Source organism: Virgibacillus litoralis (assembly GCF_017873675.1).
Classification (GTDB): domain Bacteria; phylum Bacillota; class Bacilli; order Bacillales; family Amphibacillaceae; genus Lentibacillus; species Lentibacillus litoralis.
In genome coordinates, this window is record NZ_JAGGKK010000002.1 from 190762 (window position 1) to 205600 (window position 14839).

A 14839-nucleotide genomic window follows, 5' to 3' on the forward strand; every position below is an offset into this window, starting at 1 on the left:
TATTTGAATAAAGATGTACACTTAATGTAGTAAATTTGGGGGGAATATAATTATGGATATTCGAAGTTTGCAATCACTAATTCAACAACAGGCTATGTCAGTATTAACGTCTTCTCGCAACAGTTCAACTAGCTCCCCTATGATTGACCTGGCATTTAAACAATTATTACAGCAGCAAATAAAGAATGGAAACACTACTAACAATAACCTAATGAGCGGGGATATGCAGACTCAGCCATTTATGCAACTTAAAAACACTTCCCCATTAACGGTAAAGAATGCTACTTCACCAGTAATATTTGATTCGTATATTTCCAGTACTGCCGAAAAGTACGGAATAGATCCGAATCTAATTCACTCCGTCATAAAAGCCGAGTCAAATTATAATGCAAATGCCAAAAGTGGTGCAGGTGCGCAAGGTTTAATGCAGTTAATGCCTGCTACTGCAAGAGGGCTGGGCGTTACCAACCCATACGACCCCAAGCAAAATATTGAAGGTGGAACGAAATATTTAAGCCAAATGCTTGATCGTTATAACGGAAATATCGAATTAGCACTTGCGGCCTATAATGCAGGACCGGGAAATGTGAATAAACACCAGGGTATTCCACCGTTTGATGAAACGCAAAACTATGTTAAAAAAGTAATGAATTCTTATTTCGCATAAAAAAGATGAGGCATCAATAGCTCCTCATCTTTTTCTTTAATCTATGCTCTTTTCATATGTTTTTCGCTTTGTCAGCCTTAACCTAAAACAATTTCCTTCACTTTATTACTGTCCAATTTTTTAATCGTTTCAACAATCAATTTCACTGCATTTTCAAAGTCATCACGATGCAGGATAGCAGCATGTGAATGAATATAGCGTGTTGCCACTGTAATCGATAGGGATGGAACTCCATTAGCTGTTAAATGTATAGAACCAGAATCGGTTCCCCCACCAGCGATTGTTGCAAATTGATATGGTATGTTGTTTTCATCCGCTGTATCAACAACAAATTCACGTACACCCTTATGAGAAATCATCGATGCATCATATAAAAGAATTTGGGGTCCTTCTCCAAGCTTGCTGTCCGCATCTTTGTCAGAAACACCAGGTGTATCCCCGGCAATACCAACGTCGACACCAAAACCAATATCCGGTTTTATAGTATGTGCTGATGTACGCGCACCTCGTAAACCAACTTCTTCCTGGATTGTTCCTACCCCATATACAATATTAGGATGCTTTTCATCTTTTAATTGTTTTAATACCTCAATTGCAATTGCACAGCCAATCCTATTGTCCCATGCTTTTGCTAACAGCATCTTATCATTTTTTAATTGTGTAAATTCGAAATATGGTACAACTGAGTCACCAGGTCGTACACCAAATTTCTGCGCTTCTTCTTTACTTGATGCACCAATATCTATAAACATATCTTTAATATCAATTGGCTTCTTACGGGCTTCAGCCGAAAGAATATGCGGTGGTTTTGAACCAATCACTCCTGTTACATCACCTTTTGTTGTCATAAGTGTTACACGCTGAGCCAGCATAACCTGGCTCCACCAGCCACCAACTGTCTGAAAGTAAACAAAACCATTATCATCGATACGGGTAACCATAAATCCAACTTCGTCTAAATGACCAGCTACCATGATTTTAGGACCATTTGAATCGCCAGTTTTCTCCGCAATCAAGCTGCCTAGATTGTCAGTATAAACTTTATCAGCATATGGTGTAATATACTTCTCCATCACTTCTCTTGCTTCTTTTTCATTACCTGGAATTCCTCTTGCATCTGTTAAATCTTTTAACATCGTATTAGTTTCATCTAATTTCGCCATATGTAAGAATCCTCCTTAATTATAATCCTATTTCATTATAACTGTAATTTCAGAAATAACAAAATGATTCCAACCTAATAACCCTTGTTCTGCCTTTCGTAATTAATTTCATTCTTTTTTAAGTATGCGTCTTGTACTGCTTCTTCATCAAAGCCTAGTAATTCCCCTAGCTGCAAGTAATATTCAAAAAGAACTTCATAGTTTGCTTGTGTAGGCTGTTGTTTAAAAATAACACATGCATTAAAAACATGATTAAATTGTTCTGTTTCACTCCTAGATGAATTTCCAGTTCTTGTTGATGTATACTCATATCCTTTTTCTAAACCTAGTGATAAAATAAAATGTATCCCATCAACATATTCTTCCAAGATTACAGCATCTTCATTTCTTGGTTTTTTACTCCAGAATTTAAAACAGCGTGTTTCATTAGCAAGTTCTCCTAACTCAACAAGTAAAGCCAGGTTTTTTTCTTCAAATATATCCTTGCCTGTTAAATCATGCTGTGATTCAATATAGTTGTCCAATTGTTTTTGCATCGTGTATAATTCTGACCAGTCCATTTCAATTCCTCTTTTCTCTTTTTGTCGATTGTAACATGAAATTATCATAAATAGTGAAACCTGATTATATCTCAAAACGTACAAGATACTATCAATTAATAGGGAGACGGTTTGATATGATTGTTATTTTGTTTCGAATACTTATCCTCATAGCACTCGCTCTCCTCGTCTATACGGTATATCAATATTATCGTAATCCGGAACGAAAGATGCAAATAGCCAAAGCCAAGGACGATTTCTATATAGTAGATGAACCAACTAACAGTAAGAAAAATATTCAGTTTGTATATAAAAACTGTTTATTTGAAGGCGAAAAATATCTTGGCACAACAGAAGATTCATTTGAAGTTGTGAATATTAGCGTATTTGCACGTGATCCCGGTGAATTAGGCGGGATCACAAGAGATGACCTCTATTTCATTGAAAAAGAATTATTAATTCGATATCCACATGCAAAAATCGAATGGAAGCATCCTATAAATAAATTGCTTTTAACAATTATAGAATAGGAGGTGTATATTCTTATGCGATTATGGCATGAAAAACTCATCCAGCTCCTCCCTAGTCAACAATTACTCGGGCAGCATCGTGAATGTTGTGCACTAAGAGGGAATGGCTGGGGAAAACCGCACTCAACAGTTAACTACATATTTAATTATTCACCATATAAGCTTTATCAATATCATTTAAAAGTAATTCATGAAATGAAGCGCAGAGGTTATAATGTTCAGCCACTTTGGGAAGAACCTACATATCGCGGGAAATCTGCTGAGAGACATTCTAACCTCGAATCTATAACATGTACAGATGATCAAACCGATAAAGAAAAAATATACCCAGAACACAATGAAGAATATTTTAATGAATGCATTGATAACTTACAAAAAAAAGGAATCTATATTAAATTAAGTGAAAAATAGCTCACCAGTGTAGCAGAATCTGCACATGGTGAGCTATTTCTAATATAATTTGATCACAATTTGTCTGAGACAGTCCACCTCGAACGATTTCGTAATTTTCATTGTGTACTTACCTGAAAAAAATCGTTCCATTTAATAATAATTTCTTTTCGTCTTAAAATGTAAATTAGGGGCAGTAATGCGACTAAGAATACGAGGATATACATTGGGGATAAATTGGATATCCATTTGCCAACAGATGTATATACGAAAGCTAATGGAATGTTTGATAATAATGATGATTTGGTGTAATCCTTAAAGTTTGCGGATATTTCTATTAAGCATAATGATAACAAATGAAAGTGGATGAACGGCACAAGTCGTAGTATGGCAATTTGGGATGTGGTGAACTTAGAGTTACTGCCAATTATTTTTCGTTTCAGGTTTACTAGCTTGTTAAATGTGTTTGGCATCCAGCGAATTACTCCGTAAAAAATGATACTGGACAAAGTAATGCCAATTACTGAATAAAGCGTTCCTGCAACAGCTCCAAAAAGAATGCCACCTGAAATACATATAAATACAACAGGAAGAAAAAATAATGGCCTTAATAAATGGCAACTTATAAATAAAAAAGGGGCAAACAATCCACCCGTTTCAATGAATGCTAGTAAATAATTGCCAAACAGCTCCATACCCAACCTCCTTCATTAGAGCATGCACTTGGTAATCATATTAGTACATGTATATGACAAGAGACGAGCCTTTATGACATCTAATATGTTAAATACACTATTAGAATAATGTGAATGACAATCAACGATGGCATTCCTAAGGTAAATAAGCGATGCTTCGTTTTATGCCGATAACGCTTCATTCCTAATAACGCTCCAACTGCTCCACCTAAAATCGCCAGACCCCAAAACGTACGTTCAGGTATCCGATATTTATGTCTGATTGCCTTCTGCTTGTCTATTCCCATCAAAATATAAGCAATCGCATTAACACTAATAAGAAATAGAATAATGAGATTTAATTCATTCATCTTTTCACCTCTAATATGTAAAAACGCCAAATCCAGTTCGTCTAGATTTGGCGTTTATAAACTGTTATTTTGTAGCTGATTTAGCTTTTTCAGCTAATTCTGCAAAACCTTTTTCGTCATTAATTGCAATATCTGACAGCATTTTACGGTTAACATCAATTCCAGCTAATTTCAATCCGTGCATTAATTTGCTATATGAAATATCATTCATGCGTGCAGCAGCATTAATACGAGTGATCCATAGTTTACGGAAGTCACGTTTCTTCTGTCTGCGGTCACGATAAGCATATTGACCTGATTTCATAACTTGTTGTTTTGCTGTTTTAAATAAAGCTCTCTTTGAACCATAATAACCTTTAGCTAATTTTAGTACGCGTTTACGACGTCTGCGCGTAACTGTTCCACCTTTTACACGTGGCATATTAATTCCCTCCTAATACAAATAAAAAATAGTGTAATGTCTTTTTGCGATCCGATGTCTCAATGCTTATTTGTACGGAAGCATTGTTTTAATTCGTCTGAAATCACTAGCAGAAACAACTGTAGATTTACGTAGTTTACGTTTTTGCTTTTGAGATTTATGGGCGAACATATGACTTGTATAAGCGTGTGAACGTTTTAGCTTTCCTGAACCAGTTTTGCTGAAACGTTTTTGAGAACCTTTATGGGTTTTCATTTTAGGCATATTGAGTTCCTCCTTGAGTTGTTATTTTTCAGTTATTGGAGCAAGCATCATGAACATGCTACGACCTTCCATTTTTGGTTTGGATTCGATTGTCGCAATATCTTTCACTTCTTCTGCAAAGCGGTCAAGAACTTCCCGACCAAGCTCCTTGTGTGTAATCGCACGTCCGCGGAAACGAACGGATGCTTTTACTTTATCGCCTTTATCAAGGAATTTTCTAGCATTTTTTAATTTTGTATTAAAATCATGCTCTCCAATCCCTGGTGTAAAGCGCACTTCTTTTACATTGATAACTTTTTGCTTTTTACGTGCTTCTTTCTCTTTCTTTTGCTGTTCAAAACGATATTTACCAAAATCCATGATTCGACAAACGGGTGGTTTTGCATTTGGTGCAACAAGAACCAAATCAAGATTCCTTGTTTGAGCGATATCTAATGCTTCATTACGTGATTTCACTCCAAGCTGATCACCGTTTGAGTCGATAAGTCGTACTTCTCTAGCACGAATTTTTTCATTAACGTTCATATCTTTGCTAATAGCCAGCCACCTCCAAATTATTGTAGTGATGCAGATCCGTTATTGACAAGTGAATTAAAAAACGTGCAGGCACAATTTCGCACCCACACGTCTCCATTAGTCTATTAAAAGAGTTCAAAACCAGTCAACTGCACGAATGCGTCAAACAGGTGAGAAGCGGGTGCTTCTACTTGTCTCAGATCATTTAATTTTATTCAACTTTAATAGAATAGCATGTATTTCCTACTCTGTCAAATCGATAATACAGAAATCACATGCTTAAATATAAATTATCATACTTTTACTATAATAAAAAGTCCAGATACACCGTGAATTCAATTGTACCCAGAAAGTAACTTATTTTCTGCGCAGTTCTTTGCTTGCTATTTCATCGTTAATTAACATTTCAAATTTATCATAAGCAATTGTCTCAGACTCTTTCTCGCCGTAACGACGGAAATTAACTGTATATTCTTCAATTTCATTATCTCCAAGAACTAAGGAAAAAGGTATTTTCTGTGTTTGTGCTTCTCTTATTTTGTAGCCTATTTTTTCATCACGTTCATCCACTGAAACGCGGATACCTTGGAACCTTAACTTTTCTTCCACTTTTTTTGCATAATCCATGTGGACTTGGGGTGACACTGGAATGACTTTCACTTGTACTGGTGCCAGCCAAGTTGGAAACGCTCCTTTATATTCTTCTATGAGGAAAGCGACAAATCTTTCCATTGTTGATACAACACCACGGTGAATAACAACTGGTCGATGTTCATTTCCATCTTCACCTATATACGTCAAATCGAATCGTTCAGGTAATTGATAATCAAGCTGAACAGTGGACAGCGTTTCATCTTTTCCTAAAGCTGTTTTCACTTGTACATCAAGCTTCGGACCATAGAATGCAGCTTCGCCCTCCGCTTCAACATAATCAACCTTCATTTCTTCCATGGTTTCTTTAAGCATGGCCTGTGCTTTCTCCCACATTTCATCATTATCAATGTACTTCTCTTTATCTTCAGGGTCACGATAAGAAAGACGGAAATAATAATCATTAATTCCAAAATCCTCATATACTTTTTGCACAAGTTCTACAACACGAATAAATTCAGCTTTCAACTGGTCTGGTCGTGCAAAGATATGTGCATCATTGAGTGTCATTGCACGAACACGCTGTAGCCCCGCTAAAGCACCAGACATTTCATGACGATGCATCGTACCCAGTTCAGCAATTCTTACTGGAAGATTACGATAGCTGTATAGCTGGTTTTTATAGACCATCATATGATGTGGACAGTTCATTGGACGAAGCACTAAATCTTCGTTGTCCATTTCCATTGTTGGAAACATGTCGTCCTGATAGTGATCCCAGTGTCCACTTGTTTTGTATAAATCAACACTTCCAAGTACTGGAGTATACACGTGATCATAGCCCAAGCGCTCTTCTAAATCAACAATATAGCGCTCAATGGTACGGCGGATTGTTGCTCCTTTTGGCAGCCATAACGGTAGCCCTTGTCCAACCTTTTGTGAGACCGTAAAGATTTCCAATTCTTTTCCAAGTTTTCGATGGTCACGTTCTTTTCTTTCTTCGAGAATACGTAAATGTTCATCAAGCTGTCCTTGCTTTTGGAAAGCTGTTCCATAAATGCGCTGCAGCTGCTGATTATTGCTGTCACCACGCCAATATGCTCCTGAGATGCTCAACAGTTTGAATGCTTTGATTTTACTTGTTGAAGGTACATGAATTCCGCGGCATAAATCAAAAAACTCTCCCTGCTTGTATATTGTTACTTGTTCATCCTCTGGAATGGCATCAATCAACTCAAGTTTAAGGTCATCGCCAATTTCCTTGAACATTCGTTTTGCTTCGTTTCGTGAAACCTCGACTCTTTTTATCTCTAGGTTTTCCTCAATGATGCGTTTCATTTCCTTTTCAATCTTCGGAAGATCCTCAGGTGTTAACGTATGTTCCATATCCATATCATAATAAAATCCTTCTTCAATTACAGGACCTACCCCAAAATTGACATTATCGAATAACCTTGTAACAGCTTGCGCCAGTAAATGTGCTGTTGAGTGGCGCATAATGTCTATTCCATCGTCACTGGTATATGTAACAATCTCAATTACCCCGCCTTGTTGGAGTTCACGTCGCAGATCATATAATTCTCCATCCAGTTTGATTGCAAGTGCTTGTTTTTTTAGTCCTGACGAAATAGAACTCGCAATCTCTTCACCAGTTGTCCCCTGGGGAAATTGCTTGTTTGCTCCATCCGGGAAAGTTATCGTTATTTCAGCCATTAGTAACACTCCTTCTGCGTTTTCTACTCAAATATCTCTAAAAATAAGGCTTCTTGTAATAAGTTTTCCTGCTATTAGCTGCACATTTCGATATCCACACTATATATTTTCTTAATTTTCAACAACAGACTTTTAGAAAGCAGCGAAAATAAAAACGCCCACCCCTCTGCATTTAAGCAAAGGGACGAGCGTTGGTAACATCGTGGTTCCACCCTATTTCCCGCAGTCATTTGCGGCTCATAAATCTTTAACGCAGATTTTACGCCACTATTTACTTATGTTCAATAGCAGAGTTTAAAGGTGGTAATCATTTGCATGGCTATGGAAGTTTTCAGCCGGTGACTTCCTTCTCTTATCTACCCAAGAACTAAATGATCTTGTCCTTATCGTTACTTTTAGATTCGTTAAAATTATATATAAGTCGTATTATAGCTGCTACTGACAATAAAATCAAGCTTTAATAATTATTTTTTTAAATAATATGGAAATGGAAAGCTGCTAACTGGCTGAAATTCAACTCTTTCCTGAAAAACATTAATTACAGTTAATGTTTTTGGTTCAGAAGGATGGTCACCATAAATTTTTATTTTCTTCGGTGCCATCGCTATTAATGGTGCTAAATTCAACTCGTCAGCATCCAATCCTACAATATAGAGCGGCTCTTTTTGCATGAGCATTCTTAGTTCGAGCTTTGTAAACAGTTTTCCACTCGTTTTATAAAAAGAAAACTGGTTTCCCTGCAATATATGAACAGTATCGTAGGACGGTTCCCTCTTAACAATGTATTCCCGCAGCATATCAACAAAAGCCTGATGGTCTTCCTCTCGTTTAAATTCATCTATCGCCAACCCAACAAAGTATATAAGCTGGTCTTTAAATACCTTAAATTGAAATTTAACAACTGAATCAAAATGAATTGTTTCAGTGTTCTTAATATTGGCTATAAATAACGACTGCAATAATTGGCTTGGATCTTTGTTTTTCCTGACATTAGCACTGTCAGCATCGTCACCTGAGAATATCCAGTTAGTTATATCCAATATGCGTTCTATTTCATCCATGTTTGTATAGTAATAATAGTCTTTAATTATTCCGTTTATCATGTTTGTCAGTCGATGTGTCACAAATACCTCAACCATTGATTTTGCTATGGATTCCATTGTCTCATTACCAGGTACCTGATAATCAAGTATTAAATGATTCCCCCATTCCTCACTTGTTTTCCAATGCAATTCAATCTGCTTATTATACTGAAATAAATGCTCACAAAAACTAATCACTTCTTTATCCGATTCAAAATAAACTTCCAGCAAATACATCACCCTCATCCAAGAACCAAACTGTTACATTATATGGACATACATGTGAAAAAATGTATAAACCCATGAAACTAGTAAAGTTAGTAAACAATGGAAGGCAAGTACCTGTGAAGTTATCTTTTCCTTTCACTATTATAATCGAATTCCCCCAATAAAAAGGGGCATTAAATAATAATTTTTATATTTATGCCACTAATTGTCTGTGAGATTCGATAGTAATTATAAGAAGTGGGTATTGTATTTACTGATTTATTTTTAATTATGTGCTTAGAAAACTTGGCTTATCGCCAAGCCTTAATATAGATAAGCCTTAGTTGCACTTATGCAGTAAGAAAGTATTTATACTTTCTTAACAGCTAAAAAAAAACTAGCGTAAAAGAAGTTAATCTTTCATGCTAGTTTATCTATATTCTAAACATCCCGGCGATTTTCTCCTGAAAGCGGAATATCTTTACTTACTTGTTTAATACGTTCAATAATTCTCCCTGCTTTTACTGTTTCAACACCGCCACGATTGGATCTGCCTAGTTGCTCTTCCAGATGTTCCAGACTGTAATTGGATGTAAAAAACACTGGCAGCTTTTCCATCATGCGATATTGTAAAATAGACCCTAAGATCTCGTCCCGAAACCAAGCTGATTGTGTTTCAGCACCAATATCATCTAGCATTAGCACATCCGCTTTTTTAAAGTAATTTATCTTTTCATTTATCGAATCATCTTTTATTGAGCTTTTAATTTCCCGAACAAATTCAGGCATATAAATTAACATAGATGATATATTATATTCTTTTAATGCGTTTGCCAGCGCACCAAGCAGGTATGTTTTTCCAACACCAAACGGTCCGTAAAAGTAAATACCTTTTGAAGGCAGCCCTGATTTCGTTTGTTCTAAAAAAAGGAGTAATTGTCTGATTCCACTACCTCTTTCAGCATCATGATCAATATCGTCTATAGCTGCATTTAATATTTCTTTTGGCATATACAAACTTTCGATTAGCTGCTGCTGTTGCTGTTGTTTTTCATGATCCAGTCGAAGGTGGCACTTTTCATATGATAGATGAATCTCATTATCTTTAACATGTAAAACAGGCGAATATCCTTGTAGCATATTTTGACATTGGTCAAAGGATTTACACTTATCACACTGCTTAGATTGAGATTTATATTCATATAGCTTTATCAAATTTTTTTCAACTTCTTTTTCCGGCAATGTTGGATGATATGACAAAAATTCTTTTATTTCAGGGTCATTTAATACTTCCTGTTTGATACGTATATAGTTTTCTTTAAAGTTTTTATTTTCTTGCATCCATTTTTTTAATTCCGATTGTACCGGCTTCATTTTTATCATCCTTATAAATGATTATTCTTCTTTTTAGAGTACTTTCGCAATAGTGTTGCTGTTTCTTCCCATTCTTGTTGTGAATCTGTATTATCTTGAGTTGAGTTTGTCTGTTGCTTCTTCTTTTTCCGTTCTTTAAACCAATCAGGAACAACTTCATTAGACTGGGGCTTTTTATAGTTTGGTTTATTTGCTTTCCCTTTTTGATATCGGTCCTTCTCACTCTTTGCGAATGCCATAGCTTCTTTTGCTGTCTTCAGATTAGCACGTGACCAATGGCTTGCTATCTTTTCTAAATACGCTCTTGAGAGTTTCATATTTGATTGCAGCAATACGTAGTGGATAAGTACATTCATAACTGGAGAAGGCAGTCCTTGAGTTGTCATTACTTCACGAATCACCTTCATATCCTGAGCGGATGCCTGCCCGCCACTTGATAAATCCTCAAGTAGCTGTTTTGGTGATATTTTTTCCAATTCGATAATAAGCTGCTCTTCTTTCGTAGTTGGATTACTAACCGGTTTTTCATTTATTGGATGTTCTTCTTTTTCAGTAAGCTTAATATTTATTTGATTGTGTTTGTTCTTAAATAAGTCATGACAAGCTTCTTTAAACTCATTACGATTAAGTGTATTTTCATCAGTCAGCGCCCATAACACAGATTTTTCTACTTCATATGTTGCTAAATCATATAAAGTCATCATTTGGGAGATTAATTTTTTGTTAGCCGGAGTCAACACTCTATTTGCTGGGATCATACGCTGCTTTAGCATTTGTTCCATCCAAGTAAAATCAATTGCAGCAGAATCTGTAATCGATTCATGCTGATCTTTAGCCACTTCCATCCCTTCAAGATAAGGTTGAAATGTTTGGAATACTTCACTGAAGGAGGCAGTTATGTTAGTCCCTTCTCTTTTTTCATGTTGAGTATAGTGTTCCTTCAGTAATTCGAATTTAGTTTCACCAATATGATGATATAGTAATTGGGCCAGCATTTCATCCGTAAAAAAATTTGCTGGTGAAAACGGACTTTGTAACTCATATATATATGAATTTTGTTCATCTGTTTGATTCTGATATGTCTTAAGCAGTCCAATTCCCTCAAGTTTTAACCTTGCCCGATAAATGTCATCTAATGGTAAATTCATATAGTTCATTATTGTATGATGTGTTTGTACTGATTCATGTTGAAATTCAAGTTCATTCATTAGGGTTTGATATAACGAATATGCTTGAATACCAATTAAAGGTTGGTACAAGTGAGTTAACGATTTTGCATAATCAACTGGCAAATTCCCTTTAAACAAAACACGATAGCCTTCGATTGGCAAAATTTTTCCAATATGATTCATTATTCTAACCCTTTCTTTGTTCCAAACATAATACTGAATTGGTTTTTCAAGTGTTATTCTTATCTGTTTTAATTAAGTCTTTTAATTCATCCAAAAAAACAGTTAAATCCTTAAACTGTCGATAAACTGATGCAAATCGAACATAAGCTACTTCATCAACTTCTGAAAGTCGGTCCATAACCATTTCACCTATTTCTTTACTATCAATTTCTGATACACCAGTATTACGCAATTCCTTTTCAACATCGATGGCAAGTTCTTCAATTTTTTCAAGAGGAACTGGACGTTTTTCACATGCTTTTATTAAGCCTCGTATTAATTTTTCTCGGCTATATTCCTGTCTTGTACCATCTTTTTTCACAACAATTAATGGGACCTCTTCAATCCGTTCAAATGTTGTGAAACGAAACCCGCACTTTTCACATTCTCTGCGTCTGCGGATCGAACGAGCCTCTTCAATTGGCCGCGAATCCAAGACCTTCGTACTTTTATAGTGGCAATTTGAACATCTCATGCGGTTCAACCCCATTCATTTTCTGCTATCGCCTATTATTAATTATAGGTAGCTCTTTATTTACTTGTTGATATAGTCGCTGGATAATTTTTGTACTATAACCTAAATCAAACGGAAATACTGACTCTGTTGTAACTGAAAAATCAATAGCTGTCTGGTAAGGTCTAACCATAATCACAGTTGCAACAACAAATGCTTTTTTTCCTTTAACAATAGTGGCACTAACTTCACCGTGATCCTTGGAAATAGCGTTAATATTATAGCTTTCGTTATTATTAAAATAATTCTCCAACAAGCTTAACCCTTTGTCTTTTGTAGTTTTATAGTAATGTGTTTGGAGGGTCTGATCAATATGATTCTCACTGGTTTCAGCATGATTACTAAAGTATTTCGCAGTCTTTTGTCTGAACGACATTCGTACACCCCATCCGAAAAATAATACATATGTATAACTTCTTATCGTACACTATATATCTATTTATTTTAACATGTTTTTTGTAAATCGACTAATTATAGAAAACTTGGCTTATCGCCTTGCCTAAATGGTGAAAGCCTTGGTTGCAGATATGCAGTAAGAAAAGATTTATACTTTTGTATGAAAAAACTCTCTGGATTGATTACAAATTCATTTCATAATAAATGGCGGATGAACGGGGTATTCTTTAACTATTACAAAAGGTTAATGGAATCTAACAAATACCTCTCTAATTCTAATTCGATTACGGAATTCATTTTCTTGATCGATGGGGGTGCACATTCAGCAGCCATGTTTATTTCTTAACTGCGAAAAAAGGATTAACCAATAATTCTGGTCAACCCCTTCTGCTCATTCTGTTTATAATATCTTTTGAAATGGTTGTACCTTAACAGGTCCCTTACCCCTTTTAACTTCAACCTGTTCAAATGTTTTTGCCTCTAATGCATTTATAATATATTCAACAGCTACATTTGGATCAATTGTATTACTGCATGTATAAACATCAATACTTGCATAGCCATGCTCAGGAAAGCTGTGGATTGTTAAATGTGATTCTGCAATTATAACTACCCCGCTAACCCCATGTGGTGCAAACTTATGGAAAGCTACTTCGCGTATTTCTGCTCCAGCATTTAAAGCTGCATCAACGAAGATTTGCTCGATTTGACTTATACTATTTAAAATATCTATATTACACTTCCATAATTCAGCAATAACATGTCTTCCCATTGTATCCATTTAAAGATTCCACCTTAATATAAGTTGAGTGTCTTCTATCTGCAGCTATAATTCCGCTACTGAGGGAAGTTAGTCCAATAAGATTATAACCCTTTAAGCAGGTATCATTTAATATAGAAGTCATGAGAAATTATAAACTTATTTTAATGTACTTGCAATATATTAAGAAATTTTCATTTCTAGTTTATTGATATTATTCCCAACATATTTGGTGAGATCTATGACTCGCTTTGAGTAACCCCATTCATTATCATACCAAGCTAAGACCTTAATCTTGTTATCTTCCATTACCATTGTCGATAAGCCATCGATAATTGCAGAATACTCCGATGATGTGTAATCAATTGAAACAAGTGGTTCATCACTATATTTTATAATTCCTGCAAGCTCATTCTTAGCAGCTTTCCTGAATACGTTATTAACTTCTTCGATTGATACTGACTCTTCTACATCAATAACCAAGTCGATTAATGAAACATTTGGTGTTGGTACTCGTAGTGCCATACCATGCAGCTTACCATTCATATTAGGTATTACTTCACCTAAAGCCTTAGCTGCGCCTGTTGAGGTTGGAATAATGGATTGTGTACAACCTCTAGCCCGTCTTAAATCTTTGTGCGGATTGTCTAAATTCTGTTGATCATTAGTGAACGCATGAACAGTTGTCATTAAGCCGTTTATAATTGAAAAGTTATCATCTAATAGCTTCACTACTGGTGCAAGACAATTAGTCGTGCATGAGGCATTGGAGATCACGTTATCCTGTTCTGGATTATATGTGGTCTCATTCACACCCATTACAATTGTTTTGTCAACTTGTTTTCCAGGTGCCGTTATGACAACCTTCTTGGCTCCTGCCTGTAAATGTAAGCCAGCATCTTCTTTTGTTTTAAATTTTCCTGTTGCTTCTACAACTACATCGATATCATATTCTTTCCACGGTAATTTCTCGGGTTCACGTGCACTTGTTAAGGAAATTTCTTTCCCATCAACTTCCAAACTTCCTTGAAGCGCTTTCACTTCTCTGTCAAAAATACCATGAACACTATCATACTTTATCAAATGTGCAAGTGTTTCTGGAGGATAACTTGCATTTACTGCGACAACCTCTATCTGATTATCTTTAATAGCTTGACGAAAGACCATACGTCCAATTCGTCCAAATCCGTTAATTGCAATTCGGGTTTTACTCATTTGTAGTCCTCCTATATATGTTATACTCTTTTAGTTTTTTATCATAAATAGTATAACATAA

Annotated in this window: 18 protein-coding genes and 1 other annotated feature; of the genes, 3 read left to right on the forward strand and 15 right to left on the reverse strand. The window is 35.6% G+C overall.

The window, feature by feature from the left end:
* Positions 1 to 52: 52 nt before the first annotated feature.
* Positions 53 to 667: a lytic transglycosylase domain-containing protein gene (locus J2Z82_RS03205; RefSeq protein WP_209479348.1), complete on the forward strand. Its 615-nt coding sequence runs from the start codon at positions 53 to 55 to the stop codon at positions 665 to 667.
* Positions 668 to 744: 77 nt separating this feature from the next.
* Here the strand turns inward: J2Z82_RS03205 and J2Z82_RS03210 are convergent, their stop codons facing one another.
* Both J2Z82_RS03210 and J2Z82_RS03215 read right to left on the reverse strand, forming a co-directional pair.
* Entirely contained in the window at positions 745 to 1830 is a 1086-nt protein-coding gene (locus J2Z82_RS03210) for a M42 family metallopeptidase (protein ID WP_209479349.1), read from the reverse strand.
* 74 nt (positions 1831 to 1904) lie between these two features.
* Positions 1905 to 2390: a dUTP diphosphatase gene (locus tag J2Z82_RS03215; protein WP_209479350.1), complete on the reverse strand. Its 486-nt coding sequence runs from the start codon at positions 2388 to 2390 to the stop codon at positions 1905 to 1907.
* A gap of 116 nt (positions 2391 to 2506) precedes the next feature.
* Here J2Z82_RS03215 and J2Z82_RS03220 point away from each other — a divergent pair, with 116 nt between their 5' ends.
* Positions 2507 to 2899 (forward strand): sigma-w pathway protein ysdB, encoded by a 393-nt coding sequence (locus J2Z82_RS03220; protein ID WP_092492367.1) that lies wholly within the window; start codon positions 2507 to 2509, stop codon positions 2897 to 2899.
* A 15-nt stretch (positions 2900 to 2914) separates the two neighbouring features.
* A complete protein-coding gene (locus J2Z82_RS03225; RefSeq protein WP_209479351.1) occupies positions 2915 to 3310 on the forward strand; it encodes a TIGR02328 family protein in 396 nt (131 codons plus the stop codon).
* 98 nt (positions 3311 to 3408) lie between these two features.
* Here the strand turns inward: J2Z82_RS03225 and J2Z82_RS03230 are convergent, their stop codons facing one another.
* From J2Z82_RS03230 to J2Z82_RS03290, 13 genes are all read right to left on the reverse strand, one after another.
* The gene (locus J2Z82_RS03230) at positions 3409 to 3984 is read right to left on the reverse strand and encodes a TVP38/TMEM64 family protein (protein ID WP_209479352.1); all 576 of its coding nucleotides are present in this window, start codon (positions 3982 to 3984) and stop codon (positions 3409 to 3411) included.
* Positions 3985 to 4064: 80 nt separating this feature from the next.
* Entirely contained in the window at positions 4065 to 4334 is a 270-nt protein-coding gene (locus J2Z82_RS03235; protein WP_209479353.1) for a DUF1294 domain-containing protein, read from the reverse strand.
* A gap of 64 nt (positions 4335 to 4398) precedes the next feature.
* The gene (gene rplT / locus J2Z82_RS03240) at positions 4399 to 4755 is read right to left on the reverse strand and encodes a 50S ribosomal protein L20 (protein WP_092492363.1); all 357 of its coding nucleotides are present in this window, start codon (positions 4753 to 4755) and stop codon (positions 4399 to 4401) included.
* A 66-nt stretch (positions 4756 to 4821) separates the two neighbouring features.
* The gene (gene rpmI / locus J2Z82_RS03245; protein ID WP_209479354.1) at positions 4822 to 5019 is read right to left on the reverse strand and encodes a 50S ribosomal protein L35; all 198 of its coding nucleotides are present in this window, start codon (positions 5017 to 5019) and stop codon (positions 4822 to 4824) included.
* Positions 5020 to 5040: 21 nt separating this feature from the next.
* Positions 5041 to 5544: a translation initiation factor IF-3 gene (infC, locus tag J2Z82_RS03250; protein WP_209479355.1), complete on the reverse strand. Its 504-nt coding sequence runs from the start codon at positions 5542 to 5544 to the stop codon at positions 5041 to 5043.
* Between the two features lie 63 nt (positions 5545 to 5607).
* Positions 5608 to 5734, reverse strand: a sequence feature (ribosomal protein L20 leader region).
* A 158-nt stretch (positions 5735 to 5892) separates the two neighbouring features.
* Positions 5893 to 7839 carry a threonine--tRNA ligase gene (gene thrS, locus J2Z82_RS03255; protein WP_209479356.1) on the reverse strand — a complete coding sequence of 649 codons (1947 nt, stop codon included), beginning with the start codon at positions 7837 to 7839 and terminating at the stop codon, positions 5893 to 5895.
* Between the two features lie 464 nt (positions 7840 to 8303).
* Positions 8304 to 9158: a putative sporulation protein YtxC gene (gene ytxC, locus J2Z82_RS03260; protein ID WP_245251058.1), complete on the reverse strand. Its 855-nt coding sequence runs from the start codon at positions 9156 to 9158 to the stop codon at positions 8304 to 8306.
* 411 nt (positions 9159 to 9569) lie between these two features.
* Positions 9570 to 10502, reverse strand: coding sequence for a primosomal protein DnaI (gene dnaI / locus J2Z82_RS03265; protein WP_209479358.1), 933 nt, complete (start codon positions 10500 to 10502; stop codon positions 9570 to 9572).
* 11 nt (positions 10503 to 10513) lie between these two features.
* Complete coding sequence (locus J2Z82_RS03270; RefSeq protein WP_209479359.1) at positions 10514 to 11854, reverse strand: replication initiation and membrane attachment family protein; 1341 nt, start codon at positions 11852 to 11854, stop codon at positions 10514 to 10516.
* A 46-nt stretch (positions 11855 to 11900) separates the two neighbouring features.
* Positions 11901 to 12368 (reverse strand): transcriptional regulator NrdR, encoded by a 468-nt coding sequence (nrdR, locus tag J2Z82_RS03275; protein WP_092503576.1) that lies wholly within the window; start codon positions 12366 to 12368, stop codon positions 11901 to 11903.
* A gap of 25 nt (positions 12369 to 12393) precedes the next feature.
* The gene (locus J2Z82_RS03280) at positions 12394 to 12783 is read right to left on the reverse strand and encodes a cytosolic protein (protein WP_209479360.1); all 390 of its coding nucleotides are present in this window, start codon (positions 12781 to 12783) and stop codon (positions 12394 to 12396) included.
* A 420-nt stretch (positions 12784 to 13203) separates the two neighbouring features.
* Positions 13204 to 13584, reverse strand: a complete 381-nt coding sequence (speD, locus tag J2Z82_RS03285) for an adenosylmethionine decarboxylase (protein ID WP_209479361.1) — start codon at positions 13582 to 13584, stop codon at positions 13204 to 13206.
* A gap of 162 nt (positions 13585 to 13746) precedes the next feature.
* A complete protein-coding gene (locus J2Z82_RS03290) occupies positions 13747 to 14778 on the reverse strand; it encodes a glyceraldehyde-3-phosphate dehydrogenase (RefSeq protein ID WP_209479362.1) in 1032 nt (343 codons plus the stop codon).
* Between the last annotated feature and the right edge of the window lie 61 nt (positions 14779 to 14839).